Source organism: Achromobacter insuavis, from assembly GCF_902859645.1.
In the GTDB taxonomy this organism is placed as follows: domain Bacteria; phylum Pseudomonadota; class Gammaproteobacteria; order Burkholderiales; family Burkholderiaceae_B; genus Achromobacter; species Achromobacter insuavis.
The window spans coordinates 47,854-68,521 of record NZ_CADIJR010000028.1 but is presented as its reverse complement, the minus strand read 5'-3'; the positions used below and the strand labels follow the sequence as shown (position 1 = coordinate 68,521).

Genomic DNA, 20,668 nt, shown 5'->3' with positions numbered 1-20,668 from the left:
AGCGGCACCGCCAGGCCGCCCGCGCCCACCGGCAGGGCGCGCCGGCCCAGCAGGCCGATGGCGCGCGCCAGTCGTTCCAGGTCGGCGTCGTCGCGGGCGTCCACCACCACGGTGGCGCCGGCCTGCGCGATGCGCGCGGCCAGCGACTCGGGCGTTTCGCCGGGAAGGGCCGCGACGTGGGCGCAGCCCAGCAGGGTCGGGATGTGGCTTTCGGTCACGGGCGTGACCGGGTCGGTGGCGGCCGAGGTGGCCGTGACCGGCAGGCCGCTCACCATCAGCACGCCGTCTTCCACGGTGCGGCCGGTGGCGGGAAAGGCCGGGCACACCACCGCGATGGCGTCGTCGCCCCAGGCCTCGCGCGCCGCGTCGATCTCGGCCTTGAAGGCGCCGCGCAGCGTCGAGTCCACTTTCTTGTACAGCCGCGCGACGCCGGCGGCGCGCAGCCGCTGGACGTTGCGCCGGATCACCGCGCCGGCTTCACTGGCCGGCAGGGCGCGGCTGTGGGTGGTGACCGCCAGCACGTCGACGTCGTCGGCGGCCGGCGCGGCCAGCGCCTCGTGCGCGCCGTCGATCGACAGGCGGGTGGTCCAGCCGGCCCGCACGAACTGCACGGCGGTGTCGCCGGAGCCGGTCAGGTCGTCGGCGACGATGGCGATGGCGGGCGTCACAGGGCCTCCCCGCGGGCCTCGCGATAGCCGCCGGCGGGCGTTTCGTCGCTGGCGTCCACCGGCTTGAGTTCGCCGGCGCGCTTGAGGAAATACGAGGCCAGCACCGGCGCCAGGATCGAGCTGATCAGCACACATGCGGCCACTTGCGCGGTGGCCGTGGCCACGTATTGCTGGAAGTTGGGATCGGCGGCCGCGACCACGGCGGGCGTGGCGATGGCGTTGCCGGCGGTGGTGCCGGCCGCGAAGCCCAGGCCGCTCTTGCCGCCACGGCGCAGGATCAGGCGATAGCCCAGGTAGACCAGGCCGCCGGTGATGGGGCTGATGATCAGGCCCAGGATCAGGCCGCTGACGCCGCCGCTGACGACCGCGCCCAGGTTGATGCCGGTGCCCAGGGCGAAGGCGAAGAACGGGATGACGATGTTGGGCACGGGCTTGAGCACGTCGCGCCACTTGGGATCGAGGTTGCCGACCACCACGCCCAGCAGGAACGGCACCAGCGCGGCGACCAGGGCGATCATGGGAATGTCGGCCAGGCCCGAGGCGCCCAGGAACAGCAGGCTGAAGAAGGGGCCGTCGTTGATGGCGCTGGCGACGTAGGCGCCGCGGTCGCGCGCATCGCCGTACTGGCCGGTGTACGCCAGCCACAGGCCGCCATTGCTGTTGTCGAAGGCCGCCAGCATCGCCAGGATGGAGATGCCCAGCACGCCGTCCAGGCCGACATAGGCGCCGAGGATGATGATGAGGGTGGCGGGCACCAGCGTCTTCATCAGCAGGATGGTGCCGGCGGTGGCCAGGATCGGGCCGCCGGTGCGGGTGTTGACCTGGGTGCCGGTGGCGAAGATCAGCAGGGCGATCAGCGGCAGGGCGCTGTTCTTGAACAGGGCGGTGGTGAAGCCGCCGATGGCCAGCGCGTCGGGCGCGAAGGTGCCGATCAGCGAACCCAGGATCAGCGGTACCAGCATCAGGCCGCCGGGGATTTTCTGCATCGTGCCAAAGAAAGGCGAACGGGTGGTTTCGGTCGTCACTATCGGAGTCTCCAGGGGGATTTTCTCGCGGCGCAGACGTTCATGTGTGCGTCTGTCAGGGGGTTGAAAGCCGCCAGTGTACACCTGTACGTACAGCATGTACGTACAGGGTCTTCCCGTGTGGCGCGAGCGCGACGCCTGCCGGCCCGCTCAATCCAGCCCGACGAAACCGCCGGTCTGGTGGCTCCACAACCGCGCGTACAGCCCGCCCTGGGCGATCAGGCTGGCGTGGCTGCCGGATTCGACGATGCGGCCGCCGTCCAGCACCACCAGCCGGTCCATGCGGGCGATGGTGGACAGGCGGTGCGCGATGGCGATGACGGTCTTGCCCTGCATCAGCGCCTCCAGGCTCTCCTGGATCGCGGCCTCGACCTCGGAGTCGAGCGCCGACGTGGCCTCGTCCAGGATCAGGATGGGCGCGTCCTTGAGCAGCACGCGGGCGATGGCGATGCGCTGGCGCTGGCCGCCCGACAGCTTGACGCCGCGCTCGCCGACGTGGGCGTCCAGGCCGCGGCGGCCGTCGCCGTCGACCAGGGCGTCGATGAATTCGGCGGCGCGGGCGCGCTCGATGGCGTCGCGCACCTGCGCCTCGGTGGCGTCGGGCCGGCCGTACAGCAGGTTGTCGCGGATCGAGCGGTGCAGCAGCGAGGTGTCCTGGGTGACCACGCCGATCTGCGAGCGCAGGCTTTCCTGGGTGACCCCGGCGATATCCTGGCCGTCGATCAGGATGCGGCCGCCTTCCACGTCATACAGGCGCAGCAGCACGTTGACCAGGGTCGACTTGCCGGCGCCGGACGGGCCGATCAGGCCGATCTTCTCGCCCGCATGCACCGTCAGGTCCAGGTGCGGGATGATCTGGCGGCCGCTGCCGTAGTGGAACGACATGTCCTCGAACCGCACCTCGCCTTGCGTGATGCGCAGGGGCACGGCGTCGGGGCGGTCCAGCACCTGGCGTGGCTGCGCGATGGTGGCCAGGCCGTCCTGCACCATGCCGACGTTTTCGGAGATGCCGTTGACTTCCCACATGATCCAGGCGGACATGTTGTTGATGCGGATCACCAGGCCCAGGGCCAGCGTGATGGCGCCCAGGCTGATGCCGCCGATGCTCCACAGCCACAGCGCCAGGCCGGCGGTGCTGGCGATCAGCACGCCGTTGAGCGTGTTGATGGACACGTCCATGGCGGTGATGACGCGGGTCGACAGGCGCTGTTTTTCGGTCTGCTCGGTCATGGCCTGGCGCGCGTAGTCCTCCTCGCGGCGGGCGTGGGCGAACAGCTTGAGCGTGGAGATGTTGGTGTAGCCGTCGACGATGCGGCCCATCAGCTTGGAGCGCGCTTCCGAGGCGATGACGGCGCGCGCCTGCATGCGCGGCACGAAGTACGCCAGCATGCAGCAGTAGATGACGATCCACAGCACCAGCGGGATCACCAGGCGCCAGTCGGCCTCGGCGAACAGATAGAGCGCGCTGGCGGCGTACAGGATCACGTGCCACAGCGCGTCCACCGATTGCACCGCGGAATCGCGCAGCGAATAGCCGGTCTGCAGCACGCGGTTGGCGACGCGGCCGGCGAAGTCGTTGTGGAAGAACGCCAGGCCCTGGTTCAGCACGTAGCGGTGGTTCTGCCAGCGCACCAGCGTGGTCAGGCTGGGCGAGATGGTCTGGTGCGACAGCAGGTCGTGCGCCGCGATCGACAGCGGCCGCAGCACCATCACCACGAACGCCATCCACGCCAGTGTGTAGGCGTGCTCGCGGAAGAAGTCCGCCGGCGGCGTGTGTTGCGCCATGTCGACCAGGTCGGCCAGGAAGCTGAACAGCGCCACTTCCACCAATGCGCCGCCCAGGCCCACCAGCAGCAGGATGGCGAAGATCGGCCAGACCTGCCGCAGGTAATAGGCGTAGAAGCGCAGCACGCGCCCTGGCGGGGTGATGTCGGGGGCGTCCCGGAACGGGTCGATCAGGTTTTCGAAGTAACGAAAGACGGGATTCGAGGCGGGGTTCGGTTTGGCGCCGGGCATGGGAGGTCCATAGGAGGAGGCCGCCCAAGCGTATCAGGGTAACCCCTTAAAAATAAAGGGGTCGCGCGCCGTCAACCGTATTGCGCGCGCCGCGTTCCGCCTTCGCGGCGGCTGGCCTTTTCCGCCACGATGTTGTCCTGCGCCATGCGCCGGCCGCGCTGCTCGATGCGGGTCAGCAGGTCGCGCAGCAGGGCGACCTCGGCGGCGTCCAGGTCCTGCACCAGCAGGTCGTTCAGCCGCATCACCTCCGGCAGCAGGGCGCGGTAGCGGTCCAGGCCGTCGGCGGTGGCCTCGATGCGCACCACGCGCCGGTCGGCGCTGTCGGGCAGGCGCCGCAGCCAGCCCTTTTCGCACAGCGCGCCCAGGGTGCGGGAGGTGCGCGCCAGGTCGAGCTTGGCGGCGGCGGCCAGTTCGGCCGAGGTCATGATGCCGCCCTCGACCGCACAGGCCAGCAGGCGCCATTCGCGCCGGGTGATGCCGAAGCGGCCTTCGCACAGGCGCACGAAGACGGGGTTGGACTGCGCCCAGGCCTGGTACAGCTGGTACATCAGCATTCCGGCCAGGGGATGTTCGACGGGGTGGTCCATATCGTTATGGCAAGTACTGGATTAGATCAAGCAATCGTCGCGGCGCTACAGTCGTCTCGCCTATCCAGGCCAGGCCCGGCATGCATAAACATAACCGACAGCGGGCCATTGTCACCAGGAGACTAGCGTGCGTAATTGGATTTCCTGCGTCGCGTTCGCGGCGTTCGCGGCGGCTTCGGCCGCGCCGGCCTGTGCCCAGCAGGCGCCGCTGGACGGCGCCCTGACCATCGTGGTGGGCTACCCGCCGGGCGGCAGTTCCGACCGCATCGCGCGGCTGGTGGCCGACCGCCTGAAGGACCGGCTGGGCGTGACCGTGGTGGTCGAAAACAAGACCGGGGCCGGCGGCCGCATCGCGGCCCAGGGCCTGCATGCGCTGGCGACGCGGCAGAACGTGCTGATGCTGGCCAATCCGGCGGTGATGGTGGTGGCGCCGCTGGTCTACGCCGAACCCGGCTACGACGCCCGCCGCGACTTCCAGCCGGTGTCGCTGGTCAGCCGCTACAAGTTCGCGCTGGCGGTGGCGGCCAATTCGCCCATCCGCGACGTGGCCGGGTTGCGCCAGTGGCTGCGCGACAACCCGCGCCAGTTCTCCGTGGGCGTGCCGGCCACCGGCAGCCTGCCGCACTTCTTCGCGCTGATGCTGGGCCGCCAGATCGGCCAGGAGCCCGAGGTGGTGGGCTACCGGGGCTCGGCGCCGCTGATCTCCGAACTGATCGGCGGCGTGCTGCCGCAGGCGGTCGACACGCTCGACACGCTGCTGCCGCAGCACCGCGCCGGCAAGATCCGCATCCTGGCGACGTCGGGCGAGAGCCGCGATCCGCTGCTTGCGGACGTGCCGACCTTCCGCGAGGCCGGCGTGGACCTGGCGGCCGACGGCTGGAACGCGTTCTTCGCCTCGTCGGCGATGGCGCCGGCCAAGGCCGCCCGGCTGGGCGAGGACATCGCCGCGGTGATGCGCGATCCGGCCATGCAGCAGGCGGTGCGCGAGTCGTATCTGGAGCCGGTGACGGCGGATGCCGCCGCCACCGGGCGCGAGCTGGACGCCTACCGGGCCCAATGGGAACCGGCGGTGAAGGCTTCCGGCTTCACGGCCACGCAATAAGGCGGGCAACGATGAGCACGGTGCAGAATGTGTTGTTCATCATGGCCGACCAGCTGCGGGCGGACCACCTGAGCTGCTATGGCCATCCCTATTTGCAGACGCCCAGCCTGGACGCGCTGGCCGCGCGCGGCGCGCGCTTCGACCGCGCCTTCGTCAATTCCGGCGTGTGCGGCCCGTCGCGCATGAGCTATTACACGGGGCGCTATCCCTCGCGCCACGGCGCCACCTGGAACCGGGTGCCGCTGTCGGTCAACGAGATCACGCTGGGCGAGTACCTGGCGGGGCAGGGGCGCGACCTGGCGCTGGCGGGCAAGACCCACGTCATTCCCGACCGCGCCGGCATGGAGCGCCTGTCGATCGACGGCGGCTCCGAGCTGGGCGCGCTGCTGTCGCGCGGCGGCTTCATCGAGGTCGACCGCTACGACGGCCACCACGAGCCGGGCAAGGAGAGCGGCTATCCCGCCTTCCTGCGCAGCCAGGGCTACGACAGCGCCGACCCGTGGACCGATTACGTCATCGCCGGCGTCGACGCGCATGGGCGCGTGGCCAGCGGCTGGAACATGCGCAACGTGCACCTGCCGTCGCGCGTGGCCGAACCGCATTCGGAAACCGCCTACATGACCGACCAGGCGCTGCGCTTCATGCAACAGCGCGGCAGCCAGCCTTGGGTGCTGCACCTGAGCTACGTCAAGCCGCACTGGCCCTACATGGCGCCGGCGCCCTATCACCAGCGCTACACGGCCGACCAGTGCCTGCCGGTGCGCCGCAACCGCGAGGAGCTGGCCGGCGCGCATCCGGTGGTGGCGGCCTACCGCCAGCACGAGGAAAGCGTCAGCTTCTCGACCGACGAGTGCGTGCGGGTGGTGCGGCCGGCCTACCAGGGGCTGATCCGCCAGCTCGATGACCATCTGGGGCGGCTGTTCGACTACATGGAAGGCGCGGGCCTGATGCGCAACACGCTGATCGTGTTCACGGCGGACCATGGCGACTTCCTGGGCGACCACTGGCTGGGCGAGAAGGAACTGTTCTACGACACCGTGCAGCGCGTGCCGTTCATCGTCATGGACCCGTCGGCGGCGGCCGACGCCACCCGGGGCCAGGCGCTGGCGGACATGGTGGAAAGCGTGGACCTGGTGCCGACGGTGCTGCGCGCGCTGGACGCGCCGCGGCCCTGGCACCGGCTGGAGGGGCGCGAGCTGCAGACCGTGCTGCATGGCCGCGGGGCGGACGAGCCCTGGCGCGACTGCGTGTTCTCGGAGCTGGACTACAGCTTCCGCCAGGCGCGCATCCTGCGCGGCAAGACGCCGCAGAACGCGCGCGCCTGGTCGGTGCGCACCGACCGCTGGCGCTACGTGTACTGGCTGGACGAACCCGAGCAGCTGTTCGATCTGCAGGCCGACCCCGACGAGTTCCAGGACCTGGGCGCCAGCGCCGGCCATGCGCCGGTGCGCGCCCAGCTGCGCGAGCGGTTGTTCGACTGGATGCTGCGCGGCAAGCGCCGCACCACCATGAGCGACGCGGCGGTGGAGCAGGGCACCAACGCGCACAAGCGCGCCGGGGTGTTCTTCGGCCAGTGGTGAAAGACCCTGGGCGGCGGCGCGGGCGGATCGCCCGGCGCCGCGCCCGCGTCGGCATCAGGCGCCGGCCGTGTCCTTCTGCGGCGCCGCGGCGGCCGGCTTGAGCTCGCGCCGCAGGATCTTGCCGACGTTGGTGCGCGGCAGCTCGTCGCGGAACTCGATGTAGCGCGGCACCTTGTAGCCGGTCAGCTGGGTGCGGCAGTGCGCGATCAGCGTCTCGGCGTCCAGGTTGGGATCCTTGCGGATCACGTACAGCTTGACCGCCTCGCCCGAGCGTTCGTCGGGCACGCCGATGGCGGCCACTTCGCGCACGCCCGGATGCAGCGCGGCGGCGTCCTCGACCTCGTTCGGATAGACGTTGAAGCCCGACACCAGGATCATGTCCTTCTTGCGGTCGACCAGGAAGACGTAGCCGGTCTCGTCGACGTAGCCGATGTCGCCGGTGCGCAGGAAGCCGTCGGACGTCATGACCAGCGCGGTCTCGTCGGGCCGGTTCCAGTAGCCGCGCGTCACCTGCGGGCCGCGCACGCAGATCTCGCCGCGCTCGCCCAGGGCCACCTCGCGTCCGTCGTCATCGCGGATCGACAGGTCGGTGGAGGGCACCGGCAGGCCGATCGAGCCGGTGAAGACCTTCACGTCGAGCGGATTGATGGTCACGGCCGGCGAGGTCTCCGTCAGGCCGTAGGCCTGCGCCAGCGCCCGGCCGGTGACGGCCAGCCAGCGCTCGGCCACGGCGCGCTGCACCGCCATGCCGCCGCCCATCGTCAGGCGCAGGCGCGAGAAATCCAGCTTGGCGAAGTCGGGGTGGTTGAGCAGGGCGTTGAACAGCGTGTTGACGCCGGTGAAGGCGCTGAACGGTACCTTGCCCATCTCCTTGATCAGCCCGGGGATGTCGCGCGGGTTGATGATGAGCAGGTTGCTGGCGCCGATCTTCATGAAGGCCAGGCAGTTCGCCGTGAGCGCGAAGATATGGTAGAGCGGCAGCGCGGTGACGATGCACTCCTCGCCGTCCTTGACCAGCGGCTTGATCCAGGCATGGGCCTGGGTCACGTTGGCGGCCAGGTTGCCGTGCGTCAGCATGGCGCCCTTGGCCACGCCGGTGGTGCCACCGGTGTATTGCAGGCAGGCCAGGTCGTCCTGGGTCAGCGCAACTTCGTCGAATGGCGCGTCGCGCCCGGCGCGCAGGGCGTCGCGCAGCCGTATCGCGCCGGGGATGGACCAGGCCGGCACCATGCGCTTGACGCGCTTGACCACGAAATCGACCAGCCGGCCCTTGAGCGGACTGAGCAGTTCGCCGATGGAGGTCACCAGCACCTTCTCGATGGCGGTGGCCGGCAGGGCCTTCTGCACGGTGGCGGCGAAGTTGTCGGCCACCACGATGGCGCGCGCGCCCGAGTCCGCCAACTGGTGCTCGAGTTCGTGGGCGGTGTAGAGCGGGTTGCAGTTGACCACGACGCAGCCGGCGCGCAGCGCGCCGAACAGGCACACCGGATACTGCAGCAGATTGGGCATCATCAGCGCCACTCGGTCGCCCTTGCGCAGGCCGTTGGCGCGCAGCCAGGCGGCGAAGTCGCGCGTCAGGGCGTCGAGTTCGCCGTAGCTCAGGGACTTGCCCATGCTGATGTACGCGGTCTTGTCCGCGAAACGCCGGCAGCTGTCGCGCGCGATCGAGACCAGCGTGGTGGCGTCGTCCAGCTCGATTTCCGCGGGCACGCCCGGGGGGTAGCTCTTTTGCCAGATTCGTTCCATCTTTACGGGGTTCCCAGTAGGGCTTTTTTCAGGGAGGACTGCGCCGGGTTGTCGCCCAGCCAGACCCGCAGCAGGGCGCGGGCGAAGGCGGGATCGTCGATGCGGCCGCGCTGTTTGCCGTTGTCGGTGATGGTGACGCCGCGGGCGTCGAAGTCCAGGTCGATCACGTCGCCCTCGCGCGCCGAGCCGATCTCGGCCATCAGCGATGACAGGCGGTCGGCATGCGCCTGCAGCGCGGCAAGCTCCTGCTTGTGGGTATTGTCCCGCAATCCGTCCTGCAGCGCCGCGTCCAGGCTCTTGCTGTCGACATCGCGCAAGAGTTGCAGCCGCATGCGGCGCGGTTCATTGCTGTTGATCAAGGCCGCGGCGTCCTGGCTCCTGGCGCTGGCGTACAGCGCCGCCACGTAGACCTTGACCACGAACTTGGTGCGCAGGCCGGCGCCGTTGAGCACCAGCGCATGGCCGCCTTCCGACAGCTGCTCGGGAACGCGCACGCCGGCGACCTCGACGTCGGCGCGCGCGGGGGCCGCGGCCAGGCAGGCGGCCAGGATCAGGCTCAGGGCGGTGGCGCGCCCTCCGGGGATGATGTCACGCATGGGTCTCCTCCAGTCGTTTTCTGCTTGTAGTACTTCTTGTCGGCGATGTAGATCGTGCGTTCCACGACGGCGTAGACGACGCCGTCCTTGTCCTTCAATTCCACGGTGTAGGTCCGGGTGGTCTCGTGGTCGCGGGCCAGCACGGCCCGGATGTCCGCGATTTCTCCCGGCGGCAGCCGGAAGTCCACATACAGCGTGGTGTAGGCGGGCTTGCGGTAGCGGATGGACGCCGCCTTGTCCCACACGATGTGGTCCGCGCCCAGCGCGGCCATCAGCATGGTGGGGTGGGCGCCGTCGGTCACCGCGAACAGCGAGCCGCCGTACATGGAGCCTACGATGTTGCGCGTGCGCCGCAGCAGCGGCAGCTTGATGCGGATGTGCTGGAAATCCGGCGACACGTGCAGCACCCGGCCGCCGGTGGCGCGGAACGCTGGATGCAGGTTGAATCCCACCCGCATCAGGCGCGCGCGCCAGGTCGGCGACAGGCGTTTGAACCAATAAGGCTTCATGGTTCTTCTATCCGGCCTCGGTCACATGGCCTCGAACAGGCCGGCCGCGCCCATGCCGGTGCCGATGCACATCGTCACCAGCCCATACTTGCCGCCGGTGCGGCGCAGACCATGGGTCAGGGTGGCGGTGCGGATGGCGCCGGTGGCGCCCAGCGGGTGGCCCAGCGCAATGGCGCCGCCCAGCGGGTTGACCTTGGCCGGGTCGAGCTTGAGCTCGCGCATCACCGCCAGCGATTGCGCGGCGAAGGCTTCGTTCAGCTCGATCCAGTCCAGGTCGTCCTGGGCGATGCCGGCGCGCGCCAGCACCTTCGGGATGGCGGCCATGGGGCCGATGCCCATGATTTCCGGCGGCACGCCGGCCACGGCGAAGCTGACGAAGCGCGCCAGCGGGCTGAGGTTGAACTCGCGCAGCACGCGCTCGGACACCAGCACCACGGCGGCGGCGCCGTCGGACATCTGCGAACTGTTGCCGGCGGTGACGCTGCCGCGGGCGGCGAACACCGGCTTCAGGCGCGCCAGGCCCTCGGCGCTGGAATCGGGGCGCGGGCCCTCGTCGACCTCGACCAGGCGGCGGGTCTCGCGCACGTCGCCCTTGGCGCCGCCGGGCAGGCGCGTCACGACTTCGAACGGCGTGATCTCGGCGCGGAAATGGCCGGCCGCGATGGCGGCGTTGGCCTTCTGCTGCGAGGCCAGCGCGAACGCGTCCTGGTCCTCGCGCGACACCTTCCACTGCTCGGCGACCTTCTCGCCGGTCAGGCCCATGCCGAAGGCCATGCCGATGTTCTCGGGGTGCGAGAAGATGGCCGGGTTGAGCGACACCTTGTTGCCCATGATCTGCGGCATCGCGCTCATCGACTCGGTGCCCGAGCCGATCATGATGTCGGCCTCGCCGGTGCGGATGCGGGCGGCGGCGTCGGCCACCGCCTGCAGCCCCGAGGCGCAGAAGCGGTTGACGGTGACGCCGGCCACGCTCTGCGGCAGGCCGGCCAACAACAGGCCGATGCGCGCCACGTTCATGCCCTGTTCGGCTTCCGGCATGGCGCAGCCGGTGATGACATCGTCGATGCGCGCCGGATCCAGCCACGGCGTCTGCTTGAGCGCGCCCTGCAGCGCGGCCGCCAGCATGTCGTCGGGCCGGGTCGTGGCATACACCCCATTACGCTTGCCCACCGGCAACCGCGTCGCCGCAACGATGTAAGCCTCTTGAATCTGCTTGCTCATATCAATTCCTCGTATCCATAACAGTCACCCTACGTCCATCACGGTTTCTCACTAGCGGGGCCGCGCGGATCCGGCTCCGCCGGTCCGCCACCGGCGCCCCTGGGGGAGGCGCCGAAGGCGCTAGGGGGGGTCTAGTTCCGCAATGGCTTGCCGGTGTCCAGGGTGTGGCGGATGCGGGCCTGGGTCTCGGGCGTGCGCAGCAGCGCCACGAATTCCTTGCGCTCGACCGCCAGCAGCCATTCCTCGTCGACCTTGGCGCCGGTCTCGATCTCGCCGCCGCACAGCGCCACCGCGGCGCTGCGGGCCACGCGGTAGTCGTGGGCGCTGATCATGCCGCCCTCGCGCATGTTGACCAGCACCATCTCGAAGTTGGCGATGCCGTTGCGGCCGGCCACCGGCACGCCCTGCAGCCGCGGCGGCGGCACGTAGCCGGCGGTGGCGGCGGCGCGCGCCTGGCCGATGGCCACGAACAGCAGCTCGCCGGGATGGAACAGCACGATGTCCTGTTCGCGCGCGAAGCCCAGTTCGACGGCTTCGATGGCGCTCTTGGCGACCCGCGCCATGGCGATGGTCTGGAACACCGGCTGCAGGAACGGGAACACCTCGCCCGGCGTGGCGGTGGTGGCCGCCAGCGCCGCGGCGCGGCCGGCGAATTCCTTGCTGCCGCCGCCGGCCGGGATCAGGCCGACGCCGGCCTCGACCAGGCCGATGTAGCTTTCGAGCGCCAGCACGCGATGCGAGGCGTGCATCAGGAACTCGCAGCCGCCGCCCAGCGCCATGCCCTGCACGGCCGCCACGGTGGGGATCTGCGCGTACTTGAAGGACTGCGAGGTGCGCTGGAATTTCTCGACGGTGGCTTCCAGCATGTCCCATTGGCCCGCGGCGCAGGCTTCCGAGACCTGTTGCAGGTTGGCGCCCACGGCGAACGGCGCGTCATGCCAGATCACCAGGCCGTCGAACTCGCGCTCGGCGCGGGCCACGGCCTGCAGGATGCCTTCCAGCACCTCGGCGCCCAGCGTGTGGTTCTTGGAGGTGACCGACAGGATGGCGATGCCGGCGTCGACCTCGGGCAGGTTCCACAGGCGCACGCCTTCGTTTTCCCAGACCGTGACGCCGCGGTCGTCGGCGCCTTCGCCGAATACGCGCTCGGGGAACAGCTGGCGCTGGTAGACCGGCAGCGCCGAGCGCGGGTGCAGCTTGCCGCTGCGGGCGGAATACGAGCCGGCGGGCGTGTGCACGCCCTGGCGGTCCGGTTCCAGCGCCCAGGCGGGCAGCGGCGCGTCGCTCATGGCGCGGCCGGCGGCGATGTCCTCGGCCACGGCGCGGGCGATGGCCTGCCAGCCGGCGGCCTGCCAGGTCTCGAACGGACCCTGGGCCCAGCCGAAGCCCCAGCGCATGGCCAGGTCGAGGTCACGGGCGTTGTCGGCCACCTGGCCGAGCTGCGCCGCGCTGTAGTGGAAGATGTCGCGGAACAGGCTCCACAGGAACTGGGCCTGCGGATGCTCGCTGGCGCGCAGCGCGGCGAAGCGCTTGGCCGGATCGCGTTCCTTGAGCAGCGCGGCGACCTCGTCGGCCAGCTTGCCGGCGCTGGGGCGGTAGTCCTGCGCCTGCAGGTCCAGCACCTGGATTTCGCGGCCGGCCTTGCGGTAGACGCCGGCGCCGCTCTTCTGGCCCAGCGCGCCCTTGGAGATCAGGGCCGACAGCCAGGCGGGCAGCGTGAAATAGCGGTGCCAGGGATCGTCCGGCAGGTTCTTGTCCATGGTGCCGACCACGTGGGCCAGCGTGTCCAGGCCGACCACGTCGGCGGTGCGGTAGGTGGCGCTCTTGGGACGGCCGATCTTCGGGCCGGTGAGGGCGTCGACCTCGTCGAAGCCCAGTCCCAGGCGCTGGGTGTGGTGCATGGCCGCCAGGATCGAGAACACGCCGATGCGGTTGGCGACGAAATTGGGGGTGTCGAGCGCGCGGATCACGCCCTTGCCCAGCGTGGAGGTCAGCCAGGTCTCGAGCTGGTCCAGCACCGGCGCCTGGGTGTGCGAGGTGGCGATGATTTCCACCAGGCGCATGTAGCGCGGCGGATTGAAGAAGTGGATGCCGCAGAAGCGGTCGCGCAGGGCCGCCGGCAGGGCGTTGGCCAGCGCGTCGATCGACAGGCCGGAGGTATTGGAGGCGATGATGGCGCCGGGCGCGACGTGCGGCGCGATGCGCTCGTACAGCGCGGTCTTCCAGTCCATGCGCTCGGCGATGGCTTCGATGATCAGGTCGCAGCCGCGCAGCTGTTCGATATGGTCGTCGTAGTTGGCCGGGGTGATCAGGGCCAGGCGGGCGGGGCTGGCCAGCGGCGCCGGCTCGAGCTTCTTCAGGCCGGCCAGCGCTTTCTTGACGATGCCGTTGCGGTCGCCTTCGGGCGCCGCGAGATCGAACAGCGTGACGGGCACGCCGGCATTGGCCAGGTGGGCGGCGATCTGCGCGCCCATGACGCCGGCACCCAGCACGGCGACGTGTTTGACGACGAACTTGCTCAAGGAAGTCTCCTGAAAATGCGGGCGGAAGACGGGACCGGCCCGTCATCCGCCCCGGCAGGGCTAGAAGCGGGACGACAGTTGCAGGCCGAAGATGTGGCCGCTGCTGTCATAGGTGCCCGCGACGCGGCCCTTGGTCAGCTGGTTGCCGGACGTGGTGTCGATGTCCGTCTTGCGCAGGTAGAGATAGGTGTAGCCCAGATCGAGCGTGGTGTTCTTGGTGGCCTGCCACTGCACGCCGGTCGAGAACCAGTAGCGGTCGTTGTCGGGCAGCGAGGTCGGACGGTCTTCGGCCTTGTGGACCGGTGACTGATCGTAGGCCAGGCCGAACTTCCACTTCCAGTCGGGCGCGAACTTGTAGGACGTACCCACGGCGATGCGCCACGTGTCGCGGAAGTTCAGCGGCAGGTCGTCATCGCGCGCGCCGGTGCCGGAGTTGCGGATCTTCAGGTCGGGGATGCTGCTCCAGCCGGTCCACGAGATGTCGCCCAGCAGTTCCCATTTCTCGTTGAGCTGGTGGGTGGCGCTCAGGATCAGGGTGTCGGGCAGGTCGACCGAGGCCTTGGCGTCGAACGAGACCGACTGGCCGGTCGGGCCGATGTTGTCGATATCGGTATCGCCCTTGGCGGTGTGCTTGATCTTGGAGCGGTACGACAGGCCGATGCGGGTGTCTTCGGTGGGCTGCAGCATGAAGCCCACGTTCCAGCCCCACGCGTCGCCCTTCAGGTTGAGGTCGGCGTCGCCGTTGGTGATGAAGGTGCCGCCGCCGGGCAGGGCCACGGGCACCACGGTCTTCTTCTTGTAGGTGGCGTCGATGTGCTGCCAGTTGACGCCGAAGCCCATCGAGAATTTGTCGTTGACCTTGTAGGCGATCGACGGGTTGACGTTGATGGTCTTGATCTCGAACTTGTTCGAGTGGTACTGGCCTTCCCAGCCCTTGTCGTACTCGGTCATCAGGCCGAACGGGGCGCCGACGCCCAGGCCGATGAACCACTTCTCGCTCAGCTGCCACGAGCCGTACAGATTGGGCACGACGCCCAGGTTGCCGGCATCGCCGCCGTCGCCGCCGGTGGGACGGGTGCCGCCCAGCGCGGTCGGATTGCGGCTGTTGCCGTTGTCCGAAAACTTGAACGAGGGCTTGATCAGATTGACGCCGCCCGAGACATTGATGCCCGGCAGGTAGGTCATGCCCGCCGGGTTGTAGTAGATGATGCTGGCGTTTTCCGGATTTGCCGCCGAGCCCGCGTAAGCGTTGCCCAGGCCGCTGGCATTCTGCTCAAGGAGCTGAAAGCCGGCGCCGTGGGCGGCGCTGGTGGCGCCCAGGCCGACCACAATGGCGGACAGGGTGCTCAGGGACAATGAACGTCTGCTCATGGTACTGCCTCCTCATGTTGGATAGGTATGTCTCTATGGCACTGCCGGTCTCGTCGTCCCGGTCTATCCGGCTCAAGGGTATCCCGGCCGGTCTGTTGCTGCGCTAGGCACTGCGACTGCTTTGGTAATGCAGGGGTCCGCCCGTGAATGGCGCGAACCCGGTTCCGAAAATCACGCCGGCATCGGCCAGGTCGGCGTCGGCGACCACGCCGGCCTCGACCCGCTCGCGGGTGGCGTCGATCAAAGGCTGGATCAGGCGTTCGGCAAGGCCGGCTGGCGCCTGGCCGGGCTGGCCTTCCTTGACCGGCTTGCCGTCGCGCCAGGCGTAGAAGCCGCGGCCGCTCTTCTTGCCCAGGTCGCCGCGCGCCAGCTTCTCGGCCAGGCAGCGCGGCGGCTCGGCGCCGCCGGCCAGTTCCTGGCCCGCCGCGCGGGCGATGTCCAGGCCGACGGTGTCGGCCAGTTCCAGCGGCCCCATGGGCATGCCGAACGCCACCATGGCCGAGTCCACCGTGGCGGGCGACAGGCCTTCGTCGACGCTGCGCATGGCCTGCAGCATATAGGGCGCCAGCACCGCGTTGACCAGGAAGCCGGGCGCGCTGCGCACCGGCAGCGCGAGCTTGCCGATCTGGCCGACGAAGGCGCAGGCGCGCGCCAGCGTGGCCTCGGCGGTGCCATCGGCGTGCACCACTTCCACCAGCGGCATCTTGGCGACCGGATTGAAGAAGTGGATGCCCACCAGCCGTTCGGGCCGGGCCAGGCCGCCGCGCAGCGTTTCCAGCGACAGGCTGGAGGTGTTGGTGGCCAGCAGCGCGTCGGCCTTCATGCGGGGTTCCAGAGCCTGGTACAGGCCGCGCTTGGCCTCGGGGTTCTCGCTGATGGCCTCGATCACCAGATCGGCCAGCGGCACGCCGCCGCCGGCGGGGTCGGGCACCAGCCGGTCGAAAGCCGCGCGGGCGGCGCGGCGGTCCTTCAGGCGGCGCGAGAACAGCGTCGCGGCGCGCTTGATGGCGGGCGCGATGCGGGCCATGTCCTGGTCCTGCAGCGTCACGGTCATGCCCTTGAGCGCGCACCAGGCGGCGATGTCGCCGCCCATCACGCCGGCGCCCACCACGTGCACGTGGCGCACCGGCGGGGCGCCGGCCTGGCGGCCGTTGGCCTTGAGGCGTTCCTGCAGGCGGAACACGCGCAGCAGGTTGCGCGCGGTGTCCGAGGCAATGATGCCGTCGATCAGCGCCGGGGCCTGCAGGGCGTTGCCGCCGTGTTTTTCCCACAGGTCGACGATGGCGGGCGCGGCCGGGTAGTGGCGCAGCGGATCCTTGGCGGCGATCTGCTTGCGGGCGCGGTTGGCGGCCACCGCCTTGAGCGGCCAGCGGTTCAGCCAGGCGCCCAGGCCGCGCGCGCGGCGCGGCGGCTTGCCGGATAGCACCATGCCGCGCGCCGCGGCCTGCAGCAGGCGGGTCGGCACGCGCGCATCGACCAGCCCCAGCGTGGCGGCACGGCGCGCGTCGGCGCCGCGGCCGGTCAGCATCATGTCGAGCGCGGCGGGCGCGCCGATCAGCGCGGGCAGGCGCAGCATGCCGCCCCAGCCGGGGAAGATGCCCAGCATGACTTCGGGCAGCGCCAGCGAGGCGCCGGGCGCGTCCTCCACCAGCCGGTAGCGGCAGGCCAGCGCGAGTTCCAGGCCGCCGCCCAGGCAATGGCCCTGGATCAGCGCCAGCGTCGGATAGCGCACCGCCGCCAGGCGGTTGAACAGGTTCCAGCCGCGCGCCACCAGGGCGCGGCCCTGTTCCGGCGTGTTCAGTTCGGCGAATTCGTTGACGTCGGCGCCGACGATGAAGCCGGTCGGCTTGCCCGAGCGGATCACCAGGCCCTTGGGCGGCTGCGCGTCGAGCGCATCCAGCACCGTCGCCAGTTCGGCCATGGTGTCGGCGGACAGCGCGTTGACGGCGCTGCCGGCGCGGTCGAACGTCAGCCACGCCAGGCCGTCGGCGTCGCGGTCCAGGCGCCAATGGGAGAGCGAATCCAGCGTGGTCATTGGCGGTCCTCCAGGGTTTCGACCAGCATGGCGCCGCCGAGGCCGCCGCCGATGCAGATGGCGGCCATGCCGCGCCGCGCGCCGCGGCGCTTGAGCGCGTCCAGCAGGTGCAGCACGATGCGGGCGCCGGAGGCGCCGACCGGATGGCCGATGGCGATGGCGCCGCCGTCCACGTTCAGGCGGGCAGGGTCGAGCGCGCCCCAGGCCGGCGTGCCGAAGTGCTCCTGGCAATAGGCGTCGTCCTGCCAGGCCGCCAGGCAGCCTAGCACCTGGGCGGCGAAGGCCTCGTTGATTTCCCACAAGTCCAGGTCATTGAGGCCCAGGCCGTGGCGCTGCAGGATCGGGGTGGCGGCGTGCACCGGGCCCAGGCCCATCATGGCCGGGTCGAGGCCGGCCCACTGGCTGTCGACGATGCGGCCCAGCGGTTGCAGGTTCCAGCGCCGCACCGCCTCTTCGGAGGCCAGCACCAGCATCGCGGCGCCGTCGGTGACCTGCGAGCTGTTGCCGGCGGTGATGTTGCCCCAGGGCTTGTCGAACACCGGCTTGAGCTTGGCCAGCTTGTCGGGGGTGGAATCGGCGCGCACGCCGTCGTCCTCGGCGTACAGCTTGCCCTGGGTGTCGATCAGCGGCGCGATCTCGGCGAAGGCGCCGGCCTCGCGGCCGGCCAGCGCGCGCGCGTGGCTCTGCGCCGAATAGGCGTCCATGGCCTGGCGGCTGATGCCGAAGCGGGTGGCGACGTTTTCGGCGGTCTGGCCCATGGACAGGCCCACCACCGGGTCGGTCAGGCCCTTGAGCAGGCCGATGACCGGCGCCAGGTGGCGCAGGCGCAGGCGGCCGAGCGTGGCGAGCTTGGCGCCGAGGCCGCGCGCGGCGTACCAGCCGGCCAGCCAGCGCACCATGTCGTCGGAAAACAGCACCGGCGCGCGCGACAGCGCGTCGACGCCGCCGGCCAGCACCAGCTGCGAGCGTCCGGTCTGGATGTTGGCGATGGCCGAGTCCAGCGCCTGCATGCCCGAGGCGCAGTTGCGCATCACGGTCCAGCCGGGCACCTTGTCGCCGCAGCCCAGGCGCAGGGCGATCACGCGGCCGATGTTGACTTCGTCGGGCGACGGCGCGGCGCAGCCCACGATGACCTCGTCCAGGTCCGTGGGCGTGTAGGGTTGGCGCAACAGCAGGCCGCGGCCGGCCTGCACGGCCAGGTCGCCGGCCGCGAATGGGCCGGGGCCCGTGCGCGCCTTCAGGAAGGGCGTGCGGGCGCCGTCGACCACGTATACCGGTTTGAATGCCATCCGATCTCCTCTGCGTGTTGACTGGGGCCCTCAGGCGGCCTTGCGTTCGGCCGCCGGCTTGACCGCGCCGGTGGCGCCGAGGTCAAAGGGGAAATCATCCACTTTCACCACGGTATCGCGCAAGGCATTACGGCGCTTGACCACCGCATATTCTTCGGCGGTGATGCCGCCGGCGGCAAAGGCGGCGTCGGCCAGGTCGCGCACGTTGGCCTGCGGGTTGCCCTCGAGCGCGCCGCTTTTCTCGAATTCGCGGATCTTCGACTCGATCGGTTCGGCTTCGAGCGTGGCCGCCAGCGCCTGCTCGATCGCGCCGACCGGTTCGTCGGCGGTGGCGGGCAGGTGGCAGCCGGCGGTCAGGCGGTCGCGGGTCGCGCCCGGGTTGATCAGCAGCCGCGCCACGTCCTGGCCCAGCTGGTCGGACGGCAGCGACTGCGGCCGGCCCCAGGGGAAGACGATGCGGCGCAAGCTCCACGCCACCACGCGGTTGGGATAGTTTTCCAGCACGCCGTCGATGGCGTCCTGCAGGCGGAACAGCGCGTCCTGCACCGACCAGTGCACCAGCGGCGCGTCGGCGTCCTGGCGGCCTTCGTCCTCGAAGCGCTTGAGCGCGGCGCTGGCCAGGTACATCTGCGACAGGATGTCGCCCAGGCGCGCCGACAGGCGTTCGCGGCGCTTGAGGCTGCCGCCCAGCACCAGCATCGAGGTGTCGGCCAGCAGCGCGAAGGCGGCCGAATAGCGGCTCAGCAGCTGGTAGTAGCGCTTCATCGCGGGCGCGACGTCGGCGTCGATGCCGACGAAGCGGCCGCCGGTCAGCGACGTGCCCAGCGTGCGCAGTTTGTTGCGCGTCACGAAACCGACATGGCCCCAGAAGGCGCGGTCGAAATCGATCAGGCCCTGCTTGCGGTCGGGCGACTGCGCCGCGCGCATCTCGGCCAGCACATAGGGATGGCAGCGGATCGCGCCCTGGCCGAAGATGATCAGGCTGCGCGTCAGGATGTTGGCGCCTTCCACGGTGATGCCGATGGGGATCTGCTGGTAGGCGCGGCCCAGGAAGTTGGACGGCCCCAGGCAGATGCCCTTGCCGCCGATCACGTCCATGCCGTCATTGACGACCTGGCGCGCGCGCTCGGTGACGTGGTATTTGACGATGGCCGACACCACCGAGGGCTTCTCGCCCAGGTCGACGGCGCCGGCGGTCATGCTGCGGGCGGCGTCCATCATGTAGGTGTGGCCGCCGATGCGGGCCAGCGCTTCCTCGACCCCTTCGAACTTGCCGACCGGGGTGCGGAACTGGCTGCGCACGCGGGCGTAGCCGCCGACGGCGCGCGCGGTCAGCTTGGACATGCCGGTGTTGGACGAGGGCAGCGAGATCGAGCGGCCGGCCGCCAGGCATTCCATCAGCATGCGCCAGCCCTGGCCGGCCATGGCCGGGCCGCCGATGATGAAGTCCAGCGGCATGAAGACGTCGTGGCCGCGGGTCGGACCGTTCATGAACATGGCGTTCAGCGGGAAGTGGCGGCGGCCGGTGTCCACGCCCGGGTGGTCGTGCGGCACCAGCGCGCAGGTGATGCCCAGGTCCTTCTTGCCGCCCAGCAGGCCGTCCGGGTCGTACAGGCGGAAGGCCAGGCCCAGCAGCGTGCAGACCGGCGCCAGCGTGATGTAGCGCTTGTCCCAGCTGACGCGCATGCCGATCACTTCGCGGCCCTGCCATTCGCCCTTGCAGACGATGCCGCTATCGGGGATGGCGGCGGCGTCGGAACCGGCCCACGGGCTGGTCAGCGCGAAGGCCGGCACTTCCTCGCCGCGCGCCAGGCGCGGCAGGTAGTGGTTCTTCTGTTCGTCGGTGCCGTAGTGCAGCAGCAGTTCGGCGGGGCCGAGCGAGTTGGGCACCATCACCGACACCGCCAGCGCCGACGAGCGCGTCGACAGCTTGGTCACGATCTCGGAGTGGGCATAGGCCGAGAACGCCAGGCCGCCGTATTCCTTGGGGATGATCATGCCGAGAAAGCCGCTGCGCTTGAGGTAGTCCCAGACCTCGGCGGGCAGGTCGAAGCGTTCCTGCGTGATGTTCCAGTCGTTGACCATGCGGCAGGCCTCTTCGGCCTGGTGGTCGAGGAAGTGCTGCTCCTCGTCGGTCAGGCGCGGGCGCGGGTAGGCCAGCATGCGCTTCCAGTCGGGGCGGCCGCGGAACAGCTCGCCTTCCCACCACACCGTGCCGGCTTCGAGCGCGTCATGCTCGGTGTCCGACATCTGCGGCAGCACCTTGCGGTAGAGATTGAAGATCGGCGCCGACAGCAAGGCCCGCCTGACCGGGCGCACGCCCAGCAGGACGACGGCCAGCAGCGCGATGACGATCAGCGCGACGATGACTGCGTTCATTTCCTTGTCTCCTTTCTCGAAT

General features: G+C 70.0%; 14 protein-coding genes and 1 pseudogene. 2 read left to right on the top strand and 13 right to left on the bottom strand.

Annotated features, from left to right (window positions below; all coding sequences use genetic code 11):
• The 4 genes and pseudogenes from dtnK to H0523_RS15850 all read right to left on the bottom strand — a co-directional run.
• A pseudogene (dtnK, locus tag H0523_RS15865) lies at positions 1 to 668 on the bottom strand (D-threonate kinase); the annotation flags it as partial.
• Positions 665 to 1,693, bottom strand: a complete 1,029-nt coding sequence (locus tag H0523_RS15860) for a 2-keto-3-deoxygluconate permease (protein WP_082380280.1) — start codon at positions 1,691 to 1,693, stop codon at positions 665 to 667. The pseudogene dtnK and the gene H0523_RS15860, both read right to left, overlap by 4 nt.
• Before the next feature lie 150 nt (positions 1,694 to 1,843).
• Positions 1,844 to 3,709, bottom strand: a complete 1,866-nt coding sequence (locus H0523_RS15855; RefSeq protein WP_054431478.1) for an ABC transporter ATP-binding protein — start codon at positions 3,707 to 3,709, stop codon at positions 1,844 to 1,846.
• Between the two features lie 71 nt (positions 3,710 to 3,780).
• Positions 3,781 to 4,296, bottom strand: coding sequence for a MarR family winged helix-turn-helix transcriptional regulator (locus H0523_RS15850; protein WP_054431477.1), 516 nt, complete (start codon positions 4,294 to 4,296; stop codon positions 3,781 to 3,783).
• Between the two features lie 139 nt (positions 4,297 to 4,435).
• Here H0523_RS15850 and H0523_RS15845 point away from each other — a divergent pair, with 139 nt between their 5' ends.
• Entirely contained in the window at positions 4,436 to 5,398 is a 963-nt protein-coding gene (locus tag H0523_RS15845) for a Bug family tripartite tricarboxylate transporter substrate binding protein (protein ID WP_369815767.1), read from the top strand.
• An 11-nt stretch (positions 5,399 to 5,409) separates the two neighbouring features.
• Complete coding sequence (locus H0523_RS15840; RefSeq protein WP_054431475.1) at positions 5,410 to 6,978, top strand: sulfatase-like hydrolase/transferase; 1,569 nt, start codon at positions 5,410 to 5,412, stop codon at positions 6,976 to 6,978.
• Positions 6,979 to 7,032: 54 nt separating this feature from the next.
• On the opposite strand, the gene H0523_RS15835 is transcribed toward H0523_RS15840, so the two are convergent.
• The 9 genes from H0523_RS15835 to H0523_RS15795 form a co-directional block, all read right to left on the bottom strand.
• Positions 7,033 to 8,724: an AMP-binding protein gene (locus tag H0523_RS15835; RefSeq protein ID WP_054431474.1), complete on the bottom strand. Its 1,692-nt coding sequence runs from the start codon at positions 8,722 to 8,724 to the stop codon at positions 7,033 to 7,035.
• A 2-nt stretch (positions 8,725 to 8,726) separates the two neighbouring features.
• Positions 8,727 to 9,320 carry a chalcone isomerase family protein gene (locus tag H0523_RS15830; protein WP_054431473.1) on the bottom strand — a complete coding sequence of 198 codons (594 nt, stop codon included), beginning with the start codon at positions 9,318 to 9,320 and terminating at the stop codon, positions 8,727 to 8,729.
• A complete protein-coding gene (locus H0523_RS15825) occupies positions 9,281 to 9,829 on the bottom strand; it encodes a DUF4442 domain-containing protein (protein WP_054431472.1) in 549 nt (182 codons plus the stop codon). The genes H0523_RS15830 and H0523_RS15825 overlap by 40 nt, the downstream gene beginning before the upstream one ends.
• Before the next feature lie 21 nt (positions 9,830 to 9,850).
• Complete coding sequence (locus H0523_RS15820; protein ID WP_054431471.1) at positions 9,851 to 11,050, bottom strand: acetyl-CoA C-acyltransferase; 1,200 nt, start codon at positions 11,048 to 11,050, stop codon at positions 9,851 to 9,853.
• A gap of 131 nt (positions 11,051 to 11,181) precedes the next feature.
• Positions 11,182 to 13,572: a 3-hydroxyacyl-CoA dehydrogenase/enoyl-CoA hydratase family protein gene (locus tag H0523_RS15815; RefSeq protein WP_054431470.1), complete on the bottom strand. Its 2,391-nt coding sequence runs from the start codon at positions 13,570 to 13,572 to the stop codon at positions 11,182 to 11,184.
• A 60-nt stretch (positions 13,573 to 13,632) separates the two neighbouring features.
• Positions 13,633 to 14,943 carry an OmpP1/FadL family transporter gene (locus tag H0523_RS15810; RefSeq protein WP_054431469.1) on the bottom strand — a complete coding sequence of 437 codons (1,311 nt, stop codon included), beginning with the start codon at positions 14,941 to 14,943 and terminating at the stop codon, positions 13,633 to 13,635.
• Between the two features lie 103 nt (positions 14,944 to 15,046).
• Positions 15,047 to 16,978: a 3-hydroxyacyl-CoA dehydrogenase NAD-binding domain-containing protein gene (locus H0523_RS15805; RefSeq protein WP_054431468.1), complete on the bottom strand. Its 1,932-nt coding sequence runs from the start codon at positions 16,976 to 16,978 to the stop codon at positions 15,047 to 15,049.
• Positions 16,975 to 18,267 (bottom strand): acetyl-CoA C-acetyltransferase, encoded by a 1,293-nt coding sequence (locus H0523_RS15800; RefSeq protein WP_054431467.1) that lies wholly within the window; start codon positions 18,265 to 18,267, stop codon positions 16,975 to 16,977. The genes H0523_RS15805 and H0523_RS15800 overlap by 4 nt, the downstream gene beginning before the upstream one ends.
• 30 nt (positions 18,268 to 18,297) lie before the next feature.
• Positions 18,298 to 20,646, bottom strand: coding sequence for an acyl-CoA dehydrogenase (locus H0523_RS15795; RefSeq protein WP_054431466.1), 2,349 nt, complete (start codon positions 20,644 to 20,646; stop codon positions 18,298 to 18,300).
• Positions 20,647 to 20,668: the final 22 nt, after the last annotated feature.